Source organism: Marinomonas arctica (genome assembly GCF_003259225.1).
Lineage (GTDB): Bacteria > Pseudomonadota > Gammaproteobacteria > Pseudomonadales > Marinomonadaceae > Marinomonas > Marinomonas arctica.
This window is the reverse complement of record NZ_QHJF01000005.1, coordinates 279,953-300,807: the sequence shown is the minus strand read 5'-3', so window position 1 is coordinate 300,807 and position 20,855 is coordinate 279,953. Positions and strand designations below refer to the sequence as shown.

Annotated in this window: 17 protein-coding genes; 14 read left to right on the top strand and 3 right to left on the bottom strand. The window is 45.3% G+C overall.

Features of this window, described 5'->3' with window-relative positions; translation table 11 throughout:
- A partial coding sequence (locus DK187_RS04890; protein ID WP_239494810.1) for an ISAs1 family transposase occupies nucleotides 1–496 on the bottom strand: 496 nt, incomplete at its 3' end.
- 195 nt (nucleotides 497–691) lie between these two features.
- Nucleotides 692–1,057 carry a hypothetical protein gene (locus DK187_RS04885; protein ID WP_111606207.1) on the bottom strand — a complete coding sequence of 122 codons (366 nt, stop codon included), beginning with the start codon at nucleotides 1,055–1,057 and terminating at the stop codon, nucleotides 692–694.
- Nucleotides 1,058–1,212: 155 nt separating this feature from the next.
- On the opposite strand from DK187_RS04885, the gene DK187_RS04880 reads away from it, so the two are divergent.
- The 14 genes from DK187_RS04880 (at nucleotide 1,213) to DK187_RS04815 (ending at nucleotide 20,115) form a co-directional block, all read left to right on the top strand.
- Nucleotides 1,213–3,501: a type I secretion system permease/ATPase gene (locus DK187_RS04880; RefSeq protein ID WP_111606206.1), complete on the top strand. Its 2,289-nt coding sequence runs from the start codon at nucleotides 1,213–1,215 to the stop codon at nucleotides 3,499–3,501.
- A gap of 2 nt (nucleotides 3,502–3,503) precedes the next feature.
- Nucleotides 3,504–4,835 (top strand): HlyD family type I secretion periplasmic adaptor subunit, encoded by a 1,332-nt coding sequence (locus tag DK187_RS04875; RefSeq protein ID WP_111606205.1) that lies wholly within the window; start codon nucleotides 3,504–3,506, stop codon nucleotides 4,833–4,835.
- Nucleotides 4,836–4,941: 106 nt separating this feature from the next.
- Nucleotides 4,942–5,577 (top strand): response regulator transcription factor, encoded by a 636-nt coding sequence (locus DK187_RS21210; protein ID WP_188322971.1) that lies wholly within the window; start codon nucleotides 4,942–4,944, stop codon nucleotides 5,575–5,577.
- A gap of 240 nt (nucleotides 5,578–5,817) precedes the next feature.
- Nucleotides 5,818–6,423, top strand: coding sequence for an ANTAR domain-containing response regulator (locus tag DK187_RS04865; RefSeq protein WP_111606204.1), 606 nt, complete (start codon nucleotides 5,818–5,820; stop codon nucleotides 6,421–6,423).
- Nucleotides 6,420–7,619, top strand: coding sequence for a CmpA/NrtA family ABC transporter substrate-binding protein (locus DK187_RS04860; RefSeq protein WP_111606203.1), 1,200 nt, complete (start codon nucleotides 6,420–6,422; stop codon nucleotides 7,617–7,619). The genes DK187_RS04865 and DK187_RS04860 overlap by 4 nt, the downstream gene beginning before the upstream one ends.
- A 348-nt stretch (nucleotides 7,620–7,967) precedes the next feature.
- On the top strand, nucleotides 7,968–9,377 hold the full coding sequence (locus tag DK187_RS04855; protein WP_111606202.1) for a CmpA/NrtA family ABC transporter substrate-binding protein: 1,410 nt from the start codon (nucleotides 7,968–7,970) through the stop codon (nucleotides 9,375–9,377).
- 27 nt (nucleotides 9,378–9,404) lie between these two features.
- Nucleotides 9,405–10,376, top strand: a complete 972-nt coding sequence (locus DK187_RS04850; RefSeq protein WP_111606201.1) for an ABC transporter permease — start codon at nucleotides 9,405–9,407, stop codon at nucleotides 10,374–10,376.
- 42 nt (nucleotides 10,377–10,418) lie between these two features.
- Nucleotides 10,419–11,267, top strand: coding sequence for an ABC transporter ATP-binding protein (locus DK187_RS04845; RefSeq protein WP_111606200.1), 849 nt, complete (start codon nucleotides 10,419–10,421; stop codon nucleotides 11,265–11,267).
- Entirely contained in the window at nucleotides 11,260–12,525 is a 1,266-nt protein-coding gene (locus DK187_RS04840) for an NAD(P)/FAD-dependent oxidoreductase (RefSeq protein ID WP_111606199.1), read from the top strand. Before DK187_RS04845 ends, DK187_RS04840 begins: the two co-directional genes overlap by 8 nt.
- Nucleotides 12,526–12,608: 83 nt before the next feature.
- On the top strand, nucleotides 12,609–15,179 hold the full coding sequence (nirB, locus tag DK187_RS04835; RefSeq protein WP_111606198.1) for a nitrite reductase large subunit NirB: 2,571 nt from the start codon (nucleotides 12,609–12,611) through the stop codon (nucleotides 15,177–15,179).
- A gap of 4 nt (nucleotides 15,180–15,183) precedes the next feature.
- Nucleotides 15,184–15,519 carry a nitrite reductase small subunit NirD gene (gene nirD, locus DK187_RS04830; RefSeq protein WP_111606197.1) on the top strand — a complete coding sequence of 112 codons (336 nt, stop codon included), beginning with the start codon at nucleotides 15,184–15,186 and terminating at the stop codon, nucleotides 15,517–15,519.
- A gap of 299 nt (nucleotides 15,520–15,818) precedes the next feature.
- Nucleotides 15,819–18,518 carry a nitrate reductase gene (locus DK187_RS04825; protein WP_223232346.1) on the top strand — a complete coding sequence of 900 codons (2,700 nt, stop codon included), beginning with the start codon at nucleotides 15,819–15,821 and terminating at the stop codon, nucleotides 18,516–18,518.
- On the top strand, nucleotides 18,515–19,528 hold the full coding sequence (locus DK187_RS04820; RefSeq protein WP_223232347.1) for a glycosyl transferase family protein: 1,014 nt from the start codon (nucleotides 18,515–18,517) through the stop codon (nucleotides 19,526–19,528). The genes DK187_RS04825 and DK187_RS04820 overlap by 4 nt, the downstream gene beginning before the upstream one ends.
- 11 nt (nucleotides 19,529–19,539) lie before the next feature.
- Complete coding sequence (locus DK187_RS04815; RefSeq protein WP_111606196.1) at nucleotides 19,540–20,115, top strand: NTP transferase domain-containing protein; 576 nt, start codon at nucleotides 19,540–19,542, stop codon at nucleotides 20,113–20,115.
- A 2-nt stretch (nucleotides 20,116–20,117) separates the two neighbouring features.
- On the opposite strand, the gene DK187_RS04810 is transcribed toward DK187_RS04815, so the two are convergent.
- A complete protein-coding gene (locus tag DK187_RS04810; RefSeq protein WP_111606195.1) occupies nucleotides 20,118–20,846 on the bottom strand; it encodes a DUF3108 domain-containing protein in 729 nt (242 codons plus the stop codon).
- Nucleotides 20,847–20,855: the final 9 nt, after the last annotated feature.

The following is a 20,855-nucleotide window of genomic DNA, read 5'->3' as shown; positions in this document are numbered from 1 at the left end:
CTTTAATGTCCAAAAGTCTTAATAACGCTGGAATAGCGGTGATTTCATTCGATTTTTCTTCTGTCTTCATTTGCCCCATGACGACACCGTTTTGTGTGGCAAAGGCACTGACCATGTGAATGGCAGATTGACGATTATCTCGGTTATAAGAGCTTCTTAGAGTTTTGCCATCGATGGCAATGACTTCCCCAGAGGTTCGTTTTGAGACAGATTTCGCCCAGCCGATAAAGCATTGTCGAAACTGAGTGGTGTTGAGTCGAGAAATGATACGAGCAATGGTGTCGTGAGTGGGCACACCTTGAGGAAAAAGCCCTTTTTCCTGTAACCAGAGGCAGTGTGCTTCTCCAAAATCTTCAATATCCTCCCAGCCAGACGCTCCGCTAATCACACTGCAAATCGATAAAAATAGAACATCAAACAGAGAGTAGGTGATTTTAGCGGTTTGTCGAGGGTCTTGAATATCCTTGAAATGTTGAGAAAAAGCGTCAATGTCCAGAAATCACCCCTTAAAAAGGCGTAAGATAGCGCCAGACTTATCAGCAAGTCAACTGACTAAGTTGGTTGAAAAACATTCACGCTCTCGCCCTGGGCTTTGGTTGACGTGTTGATAGGTTAATAATTAAGGTAAGACAAGCGATGCTGTTGAACGATTCGATAATCCCTCAACATGGAGGCTTGTCTTATTTGTGTATTAAATTAATACGTCATCGTCGCCTTCGTTGATGTTGTCTATCATTAAGCTGTCGTCATGGTGGTTGTGTACGCCACGAACCCATTTTCTGCTTAATAGCTTTTTCTGAGCGGCGATAGGCAGCTCGGTAAATTGTATTAGGCGTTTTTCTGTCAAAAGATCGATTAAATCTTCTAAAATCCGCATCATATCGCTATCTGAGCTGGCTAGTATTTCTTGAGTGCTGGTATCAGATGTGGCGAATTTTTTTTCCAATATGCTAGCAACAGTCGGCTCATTCGGTGCAACTAAGAGTTTATACTCCTCTGATTGGGAGGTAGCCACATCGATGATTTCGCCATTAGCGTTGACTTTTGCGTATAGCATATTGATTTCCTTGTATGTTTCAATTTGTAGCTAGGTGATTTGTTCACTTCCCATATTACTGAATAAACACTATTCTAGGCCAGAGCTAATGTGCTTCGGTTTGTAAACCAGATTTTCGCACTTTTTATATGAATACCCGTAGGAGAATATAGAGTATGTCTGACTCTGGTCGTTCAGAACAGAACTCTTCGTCACCTTTAGAAAATGATTCTTATGAAGAAAATGACGTCATTAACGAGTCTGGCGAGGGAAGAGCAGAAACATTAAAAGGCGAGGATGCCAAAGCAAGTGGGCGTCAATGGAATACGCACGATGCCACTTTGGAGTACCCTAATCCGCTTTTAGACTGCTTAGTGTTATTAAGTAAATACTTTCATAATCCGTATACTGCTGATGGCATTGCTGCGGGCTTACCTCTTACTGACAATGACATGACGCCGGCATTGTTTCAGCGTGCGGCTCAGCGCATCGGTATCAGTTCACGTTTTGTCAAACGGCCTTTAAAGAAAATCCCGGATATGGTGTTACCTGCTGTGCTTTTGTTGAAAGATCAACAGGCCTGCATATTACTTGAAGTCGATAAGACACAAGGCATGGTGAAAATATTGCGACCAGAATCAGGCGAAGGAGAAATTACTTTGCCTTTTCAGACGCTCGAGGAGTCGTGTACTGGGTATTGTTTTTTTGTTCGTCCTCTTTATCAGTTTGATAAACGTTCCGAAAAGAATGATGAAGCTGAACATAAAAAAGGGCATTGGTTTTGGGGGACAATTGCAGGGTCTTGGCGAATATACCGAGATGTATTCATTGCGTCATTACTGATTAATATTTTTGCGGTTGCCAGTCCGTTGTTTGTCATGAACGTGTATGACCGAGTGGTGCCAAATAATGCGTTTGATACACTTTGGGTCTTAGCAATCGGTGCCGCTGTCGTCTATTTATTCGACTTTCTATTGCGCACATTGCGAGCCTACTTTATTGATATAGCAGGAAAAAAATCCGATATCTTGATCTCTGCGGCCATTTTTTCAAAGGTCAATAACATTACTATGGCGTCTAGACCAAAGTCTGTCGGGGCGTTTGCGAAAAATCTGCAGGAGTTTGAGAGCATTCGAGATTTTATTACCTCGGCTTCCATTACCACACTCGTTGACATCCCTTTTATGTTTTTGATCATCGGGGTGATTTGGTTGATTGGTGGTCCTGTAGGCTACATTCCTATCATCACCATTTTTCTGATACTGCTTTATAGCGTGATTATTCAGATACCATTACGTCGTTCTATTGAAGAAAGTCAAAAAACCGCCTCGCAAAAAAACGCAGTGTTGATTGAAAGTCTCTATAACGCAGAAAGTGTGAAACTGAATAACGCAGAAGGCGTGTTGCAGAAACAGTGGGAAAATGCGGTGGGGAATATCGCGGATTGGGGGGTAAAAACACGACAGTTATCGCAATCTTCTTCTTCTTTTGCCATGGTGGCTCAGCAACTAACGACGGTGATCATTGTTATCGTCGGCGTTTACCAAATATCGGAAGGCCTAATGAGTATGGGGGCTTTGGTGGCCGCCGTGATGCTAACGGGTCGAGCTCTTGGTCCTATGGGGCAGGTGGCGAGTCTAGCGACTCGTTACAATCAAGCCAAGTCAGCCTTTACGTCTTTGAATGAAATCATGTCTTCTCCGGTAGAAAAACCGGACAATGTGAAGTTTGTCCATCGTCCAGTCTTTAAGGGCGAGTTCCAGTTTGAAGCGGTGAATTTTGCGTATCCAGAGCAAGAGCAAGCCGCCGTAAGCGCTATTAATATTAATATTAAGCGAGGTGAAAAAGTCGCCATTATTGGTCGTATCGGCTCGGGTAAATCGACGCTTGGTAAGTTAATGACAGGGCTTTATGCCCCAGACAGTGGCGCCATAAGAATCGATGGTGTGGATTTACGGCAAGTGAATCCGACGGATTTACGTCGCAATATTGGTGCCGTTTCTCAGGATGTGAATTTATTTTATGGGTCTATTAAAGACAACATCGTGATGGGGGTCCCTTATATGGACGACAGTGCCATCATCCGAGCTGCAGATCTGTCCGGTGTATCAGAGTTTGCCAACCGTAAACCGAGTGGCTTGGACAGTATTGTTGGTGAGCGAGGCATGTCGTTGTCTGGTGGTCAACGACAAAGCATTGCGATTGCAAGAGCCTTATTGTTTGATCCGCCAATCCTTATCTTAGATGAGCCAACCGCTTCCATGGACAATACGACGGAGTCTAGGATGAAGCGACGTTTAATGGAGGGAGTAAAAGATAAGACACTTATCTTAATCACACACAAGGCCTCTATGCTAGACATGGTTGATCGCATTATCGTCATGGATAACGGTCGCTTAATTGCTGATGGTCCAAAAGCGCAAGTGCATGAAGCTCTCCGCCAAGGCAAGTTGAAGGTCAGTTAACAATGAGTAATAAAAAAACCATATCACAACATGATTTAGAGTATTTGACGGATCGAAATGCCGCCTTGATGTTGAAAGCCCCAAGGGGGGGAAGAATCATTCTTTGGGTGATTTTTATTTTTGTCACGGCGGCGTTAATTTGGGCTCATTATACCTCTTTAGATGAAGTCACTGTCGGAGAAGGCAAGGTGATTCCGTCTAGCCAGGTTCAGCAGATTCAAAACCTTGAAGGGGGGATTTTAAAAGAAATAAACGCTCAGGTTGGTCAAGTCGTCGAGAGTGGTCAAATTTTAATGACGATTGAAAACACTGAAGCCTTATCTTCTTTACGCGAGCAGCAAGCAGAAGTGATTAATTTACAAGCCCGCGCGATTCGCTTAAAAGCAGAATCTGATGGAGTTCAACCTGAATTCGATGCGACCATGATAAAAGATGCCCCCTTGGTAGTGCAACGAGAATTGGATTTGTATCGTAACCGCTTGGATTCGTTGCGTACTAACCAGGTGAGTTTTCAACAACAAATAGAGCAAAAGAAACAAGAGATTGTGGAACTTCAGGCAAAACTGGACAACTTGAAACAGAGTTATGCCTTTTCAAAAGAAGAATTAACCTTGACGCGACCAGCGTTTGAGCAAGGAGCAGTGTCTCGGGTGGAGTTGCTGCAACTTGAGCGACAAGTGAACCAGCTAAAAGGCGACCTAGATGCCACCCAGCTGGCCATTCCTCGAGCAAATTCAGCATTAAAAGAAGCACAAAGTAAACTAAAAGAAAGTGAAGCAACATTTCGTGCCGATGCTCAAGAAGAACTGACGAATGTACGTAGTAAGTTAGACCAACTAAGAGAGGCGAGTGTGTCACTGGAAGACAAAGTGTCCAGAACACAAGTGCGCTCGCCGGTGAAAGGCATTGTGAAACAGCTGCAAATTAATACGGTCGGCGGTGTTATCAAGCCTGGTATGAATTTAATGGAAATTGTGCCAATTGAGGACTCTTTGTTGATCGAAGCAAAAGTTCGTCCTGAAAATATTGGTTTTATACAGCCAGGCTTTAAGGCGATGGTGAAGTTATCTGCTTATGATTTTGCTATTTTTGGCGGTCTGCCTGGGGTGGTGGAAAATATCAGTGCAGACACTATTTTGGATGAGGAAGGCAACAGCTTTTATTTGGTGCGAGTAAAAACAGATAAAAATCATTTAGGCACGGAGGCATCACCATTGCCTATTATTCCGGGTATGCAGGCAACGGTTGACATCATCACGGGGAAGAAAACTTTATTGGATTATTTGCTGAAACCTATTTTAAAGGCACAGCAAAATGCCCTTCGTGAGCGCTAATTACAAAAAATTCTGGAAGCGAGGCGAGTTGTTAACAAATGTTAACAATCCATTCTTATTTGCTGGTTAGAATAATAAAATTGCACTTGATGGGACGAGGCTTATTTTGAAGATTTTGTGTTGGAATACAGACGAAGCCGTATGGAAGCATTGGTGTCAGGTTGTGGCTGCTGATACGCGATTAGTTCGGGTTGAAGATCGAACGGGGGTGTATGATTTGCTAACACAAGCACCCACAGATTTTAGTTATTGTTTTGTTTACTTGGAAGACCAAACATTTTCCCAGCAGGTCGAAGACGTTGTTGCGTTGCGATCCGTCTTTCCCAAACAAAAAGTCATAGTGTTTCCTAATCAATCAAGTCAATCAGCGGCTTTGAGATTGTTCTCAGTCGGTGTGAGCGGGCAGTGCGCTCCTTACATAGGGAAAGAGCAATTGTCTTTGGTATTATCGGTTGTCGACTCTGGTGAAATTTGGGGGGGGAAAGCGTTCATTCAGCAGCTTATTATGCAATCCGCCGCCACCGCCACCTCTTATGACCGTGAATTAGAAGACTTGTCTGAACGTGAATTGGATGTGGCCCAGTTTATTGCAAAGGGATTATCGAATAAACAAATTGCTCTTGAGATGGACATAACAGAGCGAACAGTAAAAGCGCACCTGACGTCTATTTTTAAAAAAACCAACACCAAAGACAGATTAGCGTTGGCGTTATTAGCGCAGGCTCGTCATTCCGTGCAGTAATGTGCCCCTAGTTGAATTCCCCTGCTCATTTTTGGGTCGCAGTTACTCTTTGAATGCTGCGCCTCCCTCACATAAGGCCCTGATATAGGGTCTTTTTTGTTTTTATTTGATGAGCGCTGTGTGTTTCTGAATGGCGCATATCTTGCATCTTATTTGGGCATAACTTTTCGAGACCATTGCGTAACGACAAGGCTCAAGACGTCGTGAAAAGGTCTCTTTACGCTTTGAAGAGAATGCATCATGCCTTCACCCCCAAAAAAAGAGCTGACCGTGATGCTGGTTGACAATGAGCCAGCACGAGCCGCTATTGTAGAGCAAGCCATGATTGATAGTGGTTATCGTGTTATCAGACGCTTGGAAAATGCGAAGCATTTAACCGAGGCGGTAACGGAATTCCAACCTGATATGGTGATTATTGACATTGAATCTCCGGACCGTGATATGTTGGAAAATATGTCTCGGCTTACCAAAGATAATCCTCGTCCCATTGTTATGTTTGCTGAAGAAGATGACTCAAGGCACGTAGAAGCCGCGATTCGTGCAGGCGTCAGTGCTTATGTAGTCGATGGTGTGAACAGTGGTAGCGTGAAAGCTTTGCTGCAAGTTGCCATTGCTCGATTCCGCGAATTTCAGGCGTTGAGGTCAGAGTTAGAGTCGGTAAAAAGCCAGCTTGAAGACCGAAAGCTCATCGACAAAGCAAAAGGGCTGATAATGAAACATCAACAATGTGATGAACCCGCTGCCTATCAAGCGCTGAGAAAATTAGCCATGGATCGCAGTCAGCGTATGACGGACGTAGCGCGCAATATTATCTCGGTAATGGAATTGATGGGAGGATCAAAATGAGTCAGATGGAGACAAATATCATTCAGAACGCCGTGCCTGTCCGCATTGGTTTTATTCCGTTAATCGACTGTGCCCCTTTTGTTATTGCTCAGGAAAAAGGTTTTTTTCTGGATGAAGGTGTGAACGTTGAGTTATCGAAAGAAGCTTCTTGGGCCAGTATTCGTGACAAGGTTACTTTCAATTTATTAGATGGGGCCCATATGTTGGCGTCCATGCCGATTGCCGCCAGTCTGGGTATTGGCACCATAAAAACCGCCATGCAGACGAGTTTTACGGTCAGTCATAATGGCAACGGCATCACCATTGGTAATGCTTTATATGAACAATTGCAGAGTCTTGCAGACTCATCTACGGACATCCGCACAGGTGTGGCTTTAAAAAGGTTGATTGATCGTCGCTCCCCTGAGCTGGCGCCTCTGCGCTTTGCTGTTGTGTATCCTTATTCGTCCCACAATTATCAATTACGGGATTGGTTGAGCCGAGCCGGCATCGACTCTGACAAAGACGTTCAAATTATTGTGGTTCCTCCTGTAAAAATGCTCGACAGTTTAAAACTAGGGGGAATTGATGGCTATTGTGTTGGAGAGCCATGGAACAGTTTGGCGGTTGAACAGGGCGTCGGTCACATGCTGGTGACAGGTTATGAAATCTGGGGCAGTACACCGGAAAAAGTATTTGGCGTGAACTCGTTTTGGGCGGAGCAAAATCAAGCGACCTACCTTGCTATTATTCGGGCGTTAGAAAAAGCCTGTTTGTGGGTGGATGAAGCGAATAATCAGTCTGAACTGTTAAGCATATTGAGTCATCCAGATTATCTCAATTGTACGGTTGAGCAATTAGTCTATGGCTTTAGTGCCATTAAGCCCAAAGGCCAGTTTGATTGGCCTATGAAAGCGTATCAGCGTTTTTCTGGCCGTAATATTAACAAGCCCTTGCCAAGTTATGCCCTGTGGATCATGGGGCAAATGTATCGCTGGCAGCAATTGGGTGAGGTTGAGTCACTCAATCGCATAGCTGAGCAAGTTTATCGTCAGGATCTTTATAACAAAGCTTTAGGTTTTTCTGAAGAAGGTGAAAGTAGGGATTGGTATTTGTCTGCCGAGGAGGAGGCAACTTGGTTGAATTCTGTAGCGACGGGAAAAGTTTGCTTGCATCCAGATGGGATTCTAACCGGTTTTGATAAATCGGTTAAGTGATGCATCTGCGTGTCTTTTTTTAGTGCGCTCTGCATGATAATTGGGCAATTAGGTATGTTTAAATACTGATTTGTCGTATTGAGGGTGTTGTTTTTTTTCAAAAATCATATAAATCATTAGGTTAGTTACATTGGCACGTTGCATGCTTAGTAGATCCTACAGAAACACAGAGTTTTAAAATTTTTGGTGAAATTAGCCACGATGGTTAATTGTCACCCACATTATCGATAGCCCAATGTCGGGCTTTCTTTGAATGGCAAAGGCGCCTGCGAACACATTTTTGTGATCGCATGCGCCTTTTTTTGTTTTTGTATTTTTTTATTCCTATTCGTTAAGCGGAGCGTGACTATGAACCTAAGATTTTTGAAGACAGCAATGCCTTTGCCAACATTCGTCAATGCCACTCAGAAGGTCAGTTTGTCTGTGTTGTTGGTTTCTGCGTTCACCTCTGCAACCGCGTATGCGGCGTTAGATTATGCTGAAAAGGAAGAGCTCAAATTTGGTTTTATCAAATTGACGGACATGGCGCCATTGGCCATTGCCTATGAGAAAGGCTATTTCGAAGACGAAGGTTTGTATGTCACGTTAGAAGCACAAGCAAACTGGAAAGTGCTATTGGATCGTGTGATCGACGGTCAGCTCGATGGGGCGCATATGTTAGCAGGTCAGCCGCTTGGTGCCACCATAGGCTATGGTACGAAAGCACACATTATTACGGCGTTTAGCATGGACTTAAATGGCAATGCGATTACCGTCTCAAACGATGTTTGGAATGAAATGAAGAAAAACATTTCGACAGATTCAAATGGCAAGCCTCTTCATCCAATCAGTGCCAGTGCATTGAAACCTGTAATAGATGGTTATAAAGCCCAAGGTAAGCCATTTAATATGGGGATGGTGTTTCCTGTATCCACACATAATTACGAGTTACGTTATTGGTTAGCGGCTGGTGGCATTCATCCTGGTTATTATGCACCAGCAAAAGGGGATACTAGTGGTTATATAAACGCAGAGGCTTTGCTGTCTGTGACACCGCCACCGCAAATGCCAGCCACTATGGAGGCGGGCACTATATCGGGTTACAGCGTTGGTGAGCCGTGGAATCAACAGGCTGTGTTTAAAGGTATTGGTGTGCCTGTCATCACAGATTACGAAATCTGGAAAAACAACCCAGAGAAAGTGTTCGGCGTGAGCAGTGACTGGGCTGCACAAAATCCTAACACGCATATTCGTGTTGTCAAAGCCATGATTCGGGCCGCGAAATGGCTGGATGAAAACAACAACGCCAACCGTCCAGAAGCCGTCAAAATACTTTCTCGTAGCCAATATGTTGGGGCGGATTACGATGTCATTGCCAATAGCATGACAGGCACATTCGAGTATGAAAAGGGCGATAAGCGTGACATCCCTGACTTCAATGTTTTCTTCCGTCATCACGCCACCTATCCCTACTACAGCGATGCCATTTGGTATCTCACACAAATGCGTCGTTGGGGACAAATTGCCGAACCTAAATCCGATGAATGGTTTATGAAAACGGCCAAAGAAGTGTATCGCCCAGACATTTATGCGCAAGCCGCAAAATCCCTGATTGAGGATGGTGTTATGTCTGCAGATGAGTTTCCTGATTTTGATAAAGAAGATGGTTTTAAACCGCCGCAAAGCGACTTCATTGATGGCGTGACCTATGACGGCAAACATCCGAATGATTACTTGAAAAGCTTCAAAATCGGTTTGAAAGGCGACGACCAAATCTAAATCAAACAAGATGAAAGCGAGAGAGAAATGATGATACCAAGCGTAACCATGGCACTGCTAAAAGACAAGCTCAGCGCTTTTTCTGTAAAGGGAATCTTGCTGCCCGTCTTTGGCATTCTAGTGTTTATCTTGTTGTGGCAAGTTGGCGCGAGCCGAGTGCATACCTCACTGGGAGAATTTCCTGGCCCGGTCGTGGTGTATGAACAATGGAATAGTCTCGTTGCAGAACATCAGCGAGAGCGTGTAAAAGAAGACAAATTTTATGTGCGTCAAGAAGAGCGCAATGCAGAACGGCAAGCCCAAGACCCAAGTTACGTTGCGACGTTAAGGGATTACACAGGCAAGCCGACTTTTTTTGATCAGATCTTTACCAGTCTTTATACCGTTTTGGCTGGCTTTGGTTTGGCCAGTCTGATTGCCATTCCTTTAGGGATTCTAATCGGTTTGAATCGATCGGTTTACAGTGCCTTAAACCCTGTTATCCAAGTGTTTAAGCCGGTTTCGCCACTAGCATGGTTGCCTTTGGTGACCATGGTGGTGAGTGCCAGTTATGTGTCTGATGATCCCATGTTCTCTAAGTCGTTTTTGACCTCAATGTTTACGGTCACCTTGTGTTGTATGTGGCCGACCTTGATTAACACGGCAGTGGGTGTGGCTGCTGTTGAGAAGGATCTGCTGAATGTGTCAAAAGTATTGCGTTTAGGCTGGATGACACATGTGATGAAAATCGTCATTCCGTCGGCCATTCCCTTGATGTTTACTGGTCTGCGCTTGTCTCTAGGTATTGCTTGGATGGTGTTGATTGCTGCGGAAATGTTGGCGCAAAACCCTGGGCTCGGAAAGTTTGTTTGGGATGAATTTCAGAATGGCAGTTCGAATTCATTAGGCCGAATCATGGTGGCGGTATTGATGATTGGTTTCATTGGTTACTTGCTAGACAGAGTCATGCTGACGATTCAGCGCTTTGTTTCTTGGGATAAAACGCAGGTACTTCGCTAATTCAGGCAGGACTCCCCAACAAACGTCAACAGGAGAAAGAACATGGCAACACATTTGGACATCAGTCACATTTCGATTGAGTTCCCAACGCCAAAAGGGCCGTTTAAAGCGCTGGATAATGTCAGTTTAAAAATTGAGAAAGGCGAGTTTGTCTCTCTCATCGGTCATTCCGGCTGCGGTAAATCGACGGTTCTTAACATAGTCGCTGGTTTGTACGACGCAACAGAGGGTGGAATTTTGCTGGATGGTCGAGAAGTAAAAGGGCCGGGGCCAGAGCGTGCGGTGGTGTTTCAAAACCATTCATTGCTGCCTTGGTTAACCGCTTACCAGAATGTGGAATTGGCGGTGAAACAGGTTTTCCGTAAAACAAAAACCAAAAAAGAAATGCATGACTGGATCATGCACAACCTAGAGTTGGTGCACATGACTCATGCGGCGGACAAACGTCCTGATGAAATATCAGGTGGCATGAAGCAGCGTGTTGGCATTGCCAGAGCCTTGGCAATGGAGCCTAGTGTGTTGCTGATGGATGAGCCGTTTGGCGCTTTGGATGCTTTGACGCGTGCTCATCTGCAAGACTCGTTGATGGAAATTCAAAAAGACTTAAACAATACCGTGATTATGATCACCCATGATGTGGACGAAGCCGTGCTGCTTTCTGATCGTATTGTGATGATGACCAATGGCCCAGAAGCGACAGTCGGCGAAATTCTGCATGTTGACCTTGAGCGTCCACGTGAGCGTTTAGCTTTGGCGAATGACCCAAGATACATAGATTATCGCACCCAAGTTCTGACCTTTTTGTATGAGAAACAGCGCAAAGTAGAGCCTATTCAGGCAGTAACTAAGAGCAAAAAAATGGCCACAAGCGCCAAGGTTGCCAATGCCTAGTCTTATTTCTCAGTCGGGGAGACGCCCAGTGAATCAGGTGGATAAGCGCCGTCTCGTCATTGTTGGTGCTGGCATGGCGGGCAGTAAATTGGCGCATGACTTACAACAAGCGTGTGGACATCTTTACCAGATCACCTTGATCGGAGAAGAGCCTCACGTTGGTTATAACCGAATTATGTTGTCTTCTTTATTGGCGAAGGAGATTTCTCATGCCGATATGGCGTTAGTTGATACGCAAAAAATGCAAGAGGACGGGGTTCAGATTCTCTCAAGTGATCCTGTGCTGAGCTTGGATTTAGAAGCGAAAACGCTGCATTTATCGAGCGGGCAGGCAGTTGCCTATGATCAATTGGTACTAGCGACGGGGTCTCGGGCAAGTCTATTGCCAATTAAAGGGGCCTCTGCTTCCAATGTAATGGGCTTTCGAACTTGGCAGGATGTGGATGACATGACACAGCTGACAGGCAGTCAATCTATTTGTGTAATAGGTGGTGGCTTATTGGGCTTAGAGGCAGCCGTCGGTTTGGTGAAACGCGGACACAAGGTTGTGGTCTTTCATCGCGCTCAATACTTACTAAATCGTCAGTTAGACGAAGAATCTGCCAGCCTGTTGCAGGCAAGGCTTGAGCAAATGGGCATTGCGTTTCGCCTTGGTGAGTCGCCTGAGTCCTTTGCGCAAGCGGATGACGGTCGAGTGTCCCATGTGGTTTGTCAAAATGGTGAACAGTTGGCGGTTAATTTGGTCGTTATGGCGGCCGGGATTTCTCCTGAAATCACGTTAGGCAAAGCCGCCGGATTGGCAACGAACCGGGCTATTGTAGTTGATGGGCAAATGCAAACCTCTCATCCCGACGTATATGCTTTAGGCGAATGTTGTGAGTTTGAGCATCAGACCTTTGGTTTGGTGGCACCGATTTGGACACAAATTAACGTTTTGATGAAGGTCTTGGTTGGTGAGAAAGCCGCATTTGCTATAGAGCCTACGCCGACCAAGTTGAAAGTGTCAGGCGTTCATCTTTTCTCCGTGGGAAGGATTCAGCCCTCAGATGAGGATAGCTGTATTTTTTTCAAAGATGTGGTCGCACATCATTATCGCAAACTGGTGGTCAACGATGGCTTACTGGTTGGCGCTATTCTTTATGGCAACGTCGCCGATGGAAGCTGGTATTTCCAGTTAATTCAAAACAAAACCAATGTCTCTGACGTGCTTGACTTACTGGTGTTTGGCGAAGCGTATTGTCGCGCCAAAGTGGCCTGATGCAAGTCGTTTTAGATAGTGATAGCCGTTAGGCATGTTACCAAAACAAGAGTTTCAATAAGGGTTACAGCAAGGGGAATATAATGACGTCAACCGTGTCTTTTTTGACCGCAAAACCGCATCTCATCGTCATTGGTAATGGCATGGTCGGCCACCATTTTGTTGAGCAGATGATCGCTCAGGGTGGCCATGATGCCTTTCATATTAGCGTGTTTGGTGAAGAGCCATATTTAGCCTATGACCGTGTGCATCTAAGTGAATACTTCACTGGCAAAGGTGCCGCGGATTTAGCCATGACAGATGGTTCTTTATACGATACGCATGGCGTGCGTTACTTTACTGGCTGCTTGGTGATCAAAATTGATCGAGACGCTAAGCAGGTGATGCTCCAAAATGGTGAGTCATTGGCCTATGACAAGCTGGTTCTGGCGACGGGGTCTTATCCCTTCGTGCCGCCTATTCCGGGTCATAAGCGTGATAACACTTTTGTTTATCGTACCTTGGATGATCTAGATGCCATCAGAACTTGTGCTAAACAAGTCACACGAGGCACGGTGGTCGGTGGTGGATTACTGGGTTTGGAAGCCGCTAATGCGCTAAAAAATCTTGGCTTGGAAACCAGTGTGGTGGAATTCGCACCGCGCTTAATGCCGGTTCAATTAGACGAAAAGGGTGGTGCGGTTCTCAAAGAAATGATCGAAGGCTTAGGCGTGAAGGTCTACACAGATACGGCAACGAAAGACATTGTCGATGGTGAGAACGCGTTCCATCGCATGAACTTTGCCGATGGCTCTCATCTAGAAACCGACCTAATTTTATTTTCTGCGGGTATTCGACCACAGGATGCTCTGGCGCATCAGTCTGGTTTAACCGTGGGTGAGCGTGGCGGCATCAGTGTGAACAATCATTGTCAAACCAGTGATGACGATATTTATGCTATTGGTGAGTGTGCGCTGTGGAATAATCGTATCTTTGGCTTGGTGGCACCGGGTTATGCCATGGCAAAATCTGCCGCCGGGCATTTGTTGGCGGACTTTTTAGGGTTGGCTGGCGTGACGTTCACTGGCGCAGACATGAGTACCAAATTGAAGCTTTTGGGTTGCGATGTGGGTTCTGTTGGCGATGCTCATGCTCAATCTCAAGGCTGTAAAGTCTTTGTATATCAAGATGAAATCAGCCAAAGCTATCGAAAAATGGTGGTCTCTGAAGACGGTAAAAAGCTATTAGGTGCTGTCTTGGTGGGGGATAACAGTTATTACGACACCCTACTGCAATATTACCTCAATGCCATTGATTTGCCTGAGCAAGCGCAAGCGCTTATTTTACCTGCGATGGAGGGTGCGCCCGTTGGCTTAGGCGTAGATGCCTTGCCAGCGACCGCATCGATTTGTAGTTGTCATAATGTTTCTAAACAAGATATCAGCGACGCGGTGTGCAATGGCGCTTTGTCCGTTGGTGATGTGAAAGGCGTCACCAAAGCCGCAACGGGTTGTGGTGGCTGTGCAGCTCTATTGAAAAAAGTCGTCGACAATGCGCTGTTGGCATTGGGTGTGGAAGTGAGTACCGACCTTTGTGAGCACTTTGCTTATACGCGCCAAGATTTATACAACTTGGTGAAAATTGGCGAAATCAAAACCTTTAACGAGCTATTAAAAACGCATGGCAAAGGTCATGGTTGTGAGATTTGCAAACCCGCGGTTGGATCAATTTTAGCCAGTGTCTGGAATGACTATGTACTGAAAAAAGAACACATCAGCTTGCAAGATACCAATGATCGCTTTCTGGCCAATATGCAAAAAGACGGAACTTATTCCATCGTGCCAAGAATCCCAGGTGGTGAAATAACCCCTGATAGATTGATTGTTTTGGGGCAAGTGGCAAAAGAATACGGCTTGTATACCAAAGTAACCGGTGGTCAGCGGATTGATTTATTTGGTGCGACCTTGTCGCAATTGCCCGAAATTTGGGAGAAATTAATCGCGGCAGGATTTGAAACAGGCCAAGCCTACGGTAAATCCTTGCGAACGGTGAAATCCTGTGTCGGTAGCACTTGGTGTCGCTATGGGGTTAATGACAGCATGAAAATGGCAATCGATCTGGAAAACCGCTACAAGGGGTTGCGTTCGCCTCATAAAATTAAATTTGCCGTGTCTGGCTGTACACGAGAATGCGCCGAAGCTCAGAGTAAAGACATCGGTGTGATCGCAACGGAAGGTGGTTGGAATTTATACGTGTGCGGTAACGGTGGTATGAAGCCACGCCACGGTGATTTGTTTGCTAAAGATTTGGATGATGAAACCTTGGTGAAATACATTGACCGTGTGTTGATGTTTTACACCAAAACCGCAGATCGATTACAACGTACTTCTGTCTGGATGGACGGTTTAGAAGGTGGTTTAGATTATCTTAAAGAAGTCGTGATTAACGATAAGTTAGGATTGTGTGCTGAACTGGAAGCGCGTATGCAACATGTCGTCGATACTTTCCAATGCGAATGGAAAACCACTCTGCAAGATCCAGAAGCACTTAAAACCTTTCGTCAGTTTGTTAACTATGAGGGAAGCGACAGTAATGTGGTATTTGTTGAAGAGCGTAACCAAATGCGTCCAGCAACGGAATCAGAAAAACAGCAATTAATTGCTAAGGTGGGCTAATACAATGACGACGCCATGGACATTGATTTGTAAGCAAGAAGATTTGGTGGAAGGCGCTGGGGTAGCCGCTATGGTCAGTGGCGAACAAGTGGCCATTTTTTATGTTCCTGAATCAGAGCAAAGAGTATTCGCTATTAGTAATTGGGATCCGATAGGTAAGGCGAATGTGTTATCGCGTGGCTTGGTCGCTCATCTGCAGGAGCAATGGGTAGTGGCAAGTCCTTTGTACAAACAACATTTTGTACTGGCCTCAGGCCAATGTCTTGAAGAAGATATCAAGATATCTCATTGGCAGGCCAAACTAGAGGGTGGTGATGTGTTTATCGCTGCCCATTTATAACGGTGCATGGTTTCGTGTTATTGCACTGTTTAAGGGCTATTTGGGTGTTTGAAAACATAGTGCTCCATTGGGTGGGATCAGCCAAGAGCTAAAAAATAAGGTTTTATGTGTTTGATTAGCACTTTTTAAAGTTGGCTTGCTAATTGCTTTATCTATATTACTGATGCACCGTAAACCGACGATGGCTTACCCATAAAGCATTCAGATATTACAAAAGGCAACGGAGCCCAATCACTTTCTTAAAAAAGTGATTGGGCTTTTTTTTGCTTAAAAAGCGTGACAAAGAGTGAAGAGGGTCTATGCCAGTAGCAAATAAAACATCAATGAGTGTGAAAACGACCTGTCCATATTGTGGTGTTGGCTGTGGTGTCAATTTAATCGACGCGCAATCAGAAAATGAAAGAGTGCCATCGGTTTCCGGTGATGTGGATCATCCTGCTAATTTTGGTCGTTTGTGCGTGAAGGGCAGCAGTCTTGCACAAACCATTCAATCGGATGATCGCTTATTAACGCCCATGGTTGATGGTCAGCCAGTTGCTTGGCAATCCGCCATTGATACAGTGAGCGCAAAAATTGCTCAAGTCGTAAAAGATCATGGCCCTGATGCTTTTGCGTTTTATCTTTCAGGTCAGATTCTCACGGAAGATTATTATGTGGCGAATAAACTTGCTAAAGGTTTTATTGGTACAGCCAACGTCGATACCAACTCCCGTTTGTGCATGGCGTCCGCGGTGGTTGGTTATAAGCGTGCTTTTGGGTCAGATACCGTGCCTTGTAATTATGAGGATCTAGAATGCTGTGATTTATTGATCATGGTTGGGTCGAATGCGGCGTGGACCCACCCCATTTTATATCAACGAATAGCCGCAGCGAAAAAACAACGACCCAGTATGAGGGTGGTGGTGATTGACCCGCGAGAAACCGCGACGTGCGATATTGCAGATTTGCATTTGGCGATTAAGCCAGGCAGTGACGCGGCGATTTTTTCCTTTTTATTAAGCGATTCCGCCCAAGCTGGCATTCTAGATCATGACTTTATTGCGAATCACACCAACGGATTTGCTAGTGCTTTGGCGCAAGCGAATGAATCGACACCATGTGTTTCTTTTACCGCTAATTTCTGTGGGATTAGTGAGCAAAGTTTAACAAGTTTGCTTGGCTGGTGGCGAGATACCCCTAAGACGGTGACATTTTATTCCCAAGGCGTCAATCAGTCGTCGTCGGGCGTGGACAAATGCAACGCGATTATTAATTGTCATTTGGCGACGGGTCGTATTGGCAAACAAGGCGCTGGGCCTTTCTCCATTACCGGTCAGCCGAATGCCATGGGAGGGAGAGAAGTGGGCGGTTTGGCGAATCAGTTGGCTGCTCATATGGATTTTGCCACACCAGGCGCTCAGGATTTAGTACAGCGTTTTTGGCAAGCGCCCAACATGGCCACAGAAAATGGCTTAAAAGCCGTCGATCTATTTCAGGCCATGGAGAAAGGTAAAGTCAAAGTGGTGTGGATTATGTCGACCAATCCCATGGTGAGTTTGCCTGACACGGCTCAAGTTCGACGTGCACTGGAAAAATGTGAGCTGGTGATCGTCAGTGACTGTAAAGCCCATACCGACACAACGGCCATGGCGGATGTGTTGTTTCCCGCGACAGGTTGGAGTGAAAAAGACGGTACAGTGACGAATTCGGAGCGCCGCATTTCTCGTCAACGAGGTTTATTACCGGCTCCCGGAGACGCTAAGCATGATTGGTGGGCAATCTGTGAAGTGGCAAAAAGTCTGGGCTTTCAAGCAGCGTTTTCTTATCAAGGCGCCCATGACATCTTTGCCGAGCATGCGGCTTTATCGGCGTTTGAAAATGAGGGCAAACGGGATTTCGATATTGGGCATTTCAGTCGTATAACTAAGGCCGAATACGATGCTTTGGTTCCAGTGCAATGGCCCGTACCAGAAGGTCGTCCACAAGGCACCAAGCGAATGTTTGAAGATAAACGGTTTTTTACCCCCGACGGCCGAGCAAGATTTGTGGCAATTGTACCAAGCTTGCCAAAGACTCAAGCTTCACAAGAATGGCCTTTTACCTTAAATACTGGACGCGTGCGCGATCAATGGCACACCATGACAAGAACGGGTGATGCGGCGTCCTTGGCTAAACATACGGCACAACCTTATGTGGAAATTCACCCGAAAGAAGCCAAGCGCTTAGGTATTCAGGACAAGTCTTTAGTGCGCCTTACGTCGCCCTATGGTGAGGTGTTATTAAAAGCTAAGCTGAGTCGAGCGGTTGCGCCTGGCAATGTGTTTGTGCCTATTCATTGGACACAACAATTTGCCAACGCGTCGGTGGTGTCGAATCTTATCCCGCAGGTGGTCGATCCTTTGTCAGGTCAGCCAGAATTGAAGCATGCTCAAGTGCAGCTCGAGGCCGTAACAAACCTATGCTATGGCATGATCATTTCGGCGACGCCACTTGTCTTAGCTGACTGCTTGTATTGGTGCCAAGTGCCATCAAAGCAAGGTTATCATTACGAAGTGGTCTGGCCCAATGGGCAAACGCAAGCGCCTTTGAAATCCATCGATATGGAGCAGGGCAAACGTTTAGCTGAAAAGGTTGAGTGGCTGGAATATTCGAATCCAGTGACACAACAAATTCGATTGGCAAGGCTGGTGAATCAAACACTTACGCTGCTGATGTATTTGCATCCGCAGCCTGACTCCGTCATGGCCGATTGGCTGCTCTCTACATTGACAACAAACACGCCTTTGTCAGCACAGGATCGTTTGGCCATTTTGGTGGGAATGCCCGCTAATGTCGAAGAAAAGGGGGACATTGTGTGCTCCTGTTATCAAATCGGCAGTAAACAGATTGAAGCGGCGGTTATTAACGGCATTTGTTCTGTTGATGGATTAGGCGCCAAATTAAAATGCGGTACCAATTGTGGATCTTGTCTTCCTGAATTAAAGCGCTTTCTTCCTACAGTAATGGGGTTATCAGCATGACTAACTGCGCGATGAGTAATGACTTTACGCAATACGTAAAAATCTTAGGTCGTGGCAAGAAAGGCGCGCGCAGTTTAACCGTGGCTGAAGCTGAACATGCTATGGGGTTAATGTTATCTGGTCAGGTGGCACCTGAGCAATCAGGGGCTTTTTGGATGCTGATTCGAATACGAGAAGAGACGGTAGAAGAAACGGTTGGTTTTACCAAAGCGACTCGAGACTATTTATCGAAAAAAGAACCATTGGGAACTAAGGTGGATTTGGATTGGCCTGCCTACGCAGGCAAACGCAATGAGTTGCCTTGGTTTTTATTGGCAGCACTTGCATTGGCCAATACCGGTGTGAATATTGTCATGCATGGGCATACGTTTGAGGGGGAAAATCGACTCTATGTTGAGACGGTGATGAATCTGCTTGGTTTGGCTGTTTGCGATTCCCGAGAACAATTGAAAAAAGCCCTTCAAGCCAACCACTTTGCTTATATGCCGCTGACGAAGATTGATGAGTCATTAGGTCGTATGATGGACCTTAAGTATGTGCTGGGGTTGCGTTCGCCAGTGAATACTGTGGTGCGAATGATGAACCCTTTTTGTGCCGATCACAGTGTGCATGGTGTCTTTCATCGGGGGTACGATGAGTTACATCTTTCTGCCAGCGAGCAATTAGGCGATGCTTCCGTGCTGGTGTTTCGAGGTGGTAATGGTGAAGCGGAAGTGAATCCAGAGCGAGATGTCACGCTAGGTAAGTGGCAAGATGGCATGGCGAGTTGGTCGGATTGGCCCAAAGCCGAACAACAGCATAAACGCCTAAAAGACAATGTAGACTTGTCTCGATTAACCGATCATTGGCGTGGTCATCAGTTAGATCAATTTGGCGAGCAAGCGGTACGACAAACCATTGCGTCGGTGGCTGGACTTCTTTATGGTGTGACATCTCATGAAGAGTGTCTCGTGTTAGCAGATAGTATTTGGTTAAAACGTGACAAAGCGTACTTTGATTCTCAGATATAAAAGAAGGTTATATGGCGTTTATCTCATTATCAGCGGCGGTATTGGCAGGGGGCAACGCTGAGCGTATGTCACGTCAAGACAAAGGTTTGCTGTTGTTTCGGAATACCCCTATGGCCTTGTTGGTCGGGCGAGCGTTGCAGCAAGTGGCTGATAGCGTGTTTATTAATGCGAACCGGAATTTTGATGCTTATACTGCGCTTGGTTATGAGGTGATTGCCGATGATCTGGCATATCAAGGAAAAGGGCCGTTGTCAGGTTTGTTAGCTTGTTTGGCCTTTGCGAAAACGTCACATTTGTTGATATCACCTTGTGATACACCGTGTATCAATAGTGCGGCTTTTGTAAAACTGAAACAAGCCAGTCTGTTGTCACCAGAAACAATCCATTATTTAGAGAGTGGCTCTGGTACGCATCCTCTGCATGCTATTTTACCTGTAGAACAGACTTACAGTGCGCTTAGCCAATTTCTGAAGGAAGCTCAGCGATATAATGTCTCAGCTTTTTATGAAAAATTTGGTTGTCAGTCTGTTATTTGGGCCAACGATGCTGACTTGTTAAATGTTAATACACCTAGAGAGTTAGTCTAGTTCTATTTAACGGATTCAATATCAAGTTCATAGGATTCACCATCTTCTTGGTGTTCGAGTTTAACCAATAAATAGTCAAGAGTCGGGACGAACCAAAAAGACGTCTTTTTGCCTTTCTCGAGATTGTCGGTACGAATGATTTTAATGGCAGAGAGTCGACCCAGTTTAGTGTTGATGTCTTCCATCTTGTCACGTTTGAATCGCCAATTTTTAATATACCCACCATCGGCAATTTGGTAGTCAAATTCGTTTTTCCCTAGCTTTAGATCTTGTCTAACCTGAAGTTGCACAGACAGCTTATCGAGTGTTTTTAAAGGGATGGTGAGGTTCCAAGGTTTGTCTTTTATATCGTTGCGGACAAGATTGTTGTCCCAATCAAAAGTCAGTGTGGCACTGCGTTTTTTTCCTAATGCCGAACTTTTATAACGATAGTAGGTTGGAATGATTTGGTGGTCTTTTACATAAAAAGTAGAGGACTCGTTGAGGGAGGCAATCATGCTGTCAGCCGTAAAGACAAACTGCCAAAGGTCGCCTGATTTTTTTGATAAGGTTTGCTTGCCTTCTACTTTTAAACGAATACCTTTTTTCCAGACAGTGCTATACACGGCGGAGTAGGGTTTTAGAAAAGTGTCTTGCGTTTGCGTGGCATTTGCTTTTGTTGAGAGAAGAGAAAGTATGGGAATACTCATAAAAATAACCATTAATAATATTGGAATTTTACGAGCTCTCATACCTTCTCC

Bases quoted from the DNA above. Each gene is read 5' to 3' on its own strand.
- DK187_RS04860 (WP_111606203.1), top strand. From the start codon at position 6,420: ATGAGTCAGATGGAGACAAATATCATTCAGAACGCCGTGCCTGTCCGC.
- DK187_RS04885 (WP_111606207.1), bottom strand. From the start codon at position 1,057: ATGCTATACGCAAAAGTCAACGCTAATGGCGAAATCATCGATGTGGCT.
- nirB (WP_111606198.1), top strand. From the start codon at position 12,609: ATGACGTCAACCGTGTCTTTTTTGACCGCAAAACCGCATCTCATCGTC.
- DK187_RS04815 (WP_111606196.1), top strand. From the start codon at position 19,540: ATGGCGTTTATCTCATTATCAGCGGCGGTATTGGCAGGGGGCAACGCT.
- DK187_RS04875 (WP_111606205.1), top strand. From the start codon at position 3,504: ATGAGTAATAAAAAAACCATATCACAACATGATTTAGAGTATTTGACG.
- DK187_RS04820 (WP_223232347.1), top strand. From the start codon at position 18,515: ATGACTAACTGCGCGATGAGTAATGACTTTACGCAATACGTAAAAATC.
- DK187_RS04810 (WP_111606195.1), bottom strand. From the start codon at position 20,846: ATGAGAGCTCGTAAAATTCCAATATTATTAATGGTTATTTTTATGAGT.
- DK187_RS04855 (WP_111606202.1), top strand. From the start codon at position 7,968: ATGAACCTAAGATTTTTGAAGACAGCAATGCCTTTGCCAACATTCGTC.
- DK187_RS04865 (WP_111606204.1), top strand. From the start codon at position 5,818: ATGCCTTCACCCCCAAAAAAAGAGCTGACCGTGATGCTGGTTGACAAT.
- nirD (WP_111606197.1), top strand. From the start codon at position 15,184: ATGACGACGCCATGGACATTGATTTGTAAGCAAGAAGATTTGGTGGAA.
- DK187_RS04850 (WP_111606201.1), top strand. From the start codon at position 9,405: ATGATGATACCAAGCGTAACCATGGCACTGCTAAAAGACAAGCTCAGC.
- DK187_RS04825 (WP_223232346.1), top strand. From the start codon at position 15,819: ATGCCAGTAGCAAATAAAACATCAATGAGTGTGAAAACGACCTGTCCA.
- DK187_RS04840 (WP_111606199.1), top strand. From the start codon at position 11,260: ATGCCTAGTCTTATTTCTCAGTCGGGGAGACGCCCAGTGAATCAGGTG.
- DK187_RS04880 (WP_111606206.1), top strand. From the start codon at position 1,213: ATGTCTGACTCTGGTCGTTCAGAACAGAACTCTTCGTCACCTTTAGAA.
- DK187_RS04845 (WP_111606200.1), top strand. From the start codon at position 10,419: ATGGCAACACATTTGGACATCAGTCACATTTCGATTGAGTTCCCAACG.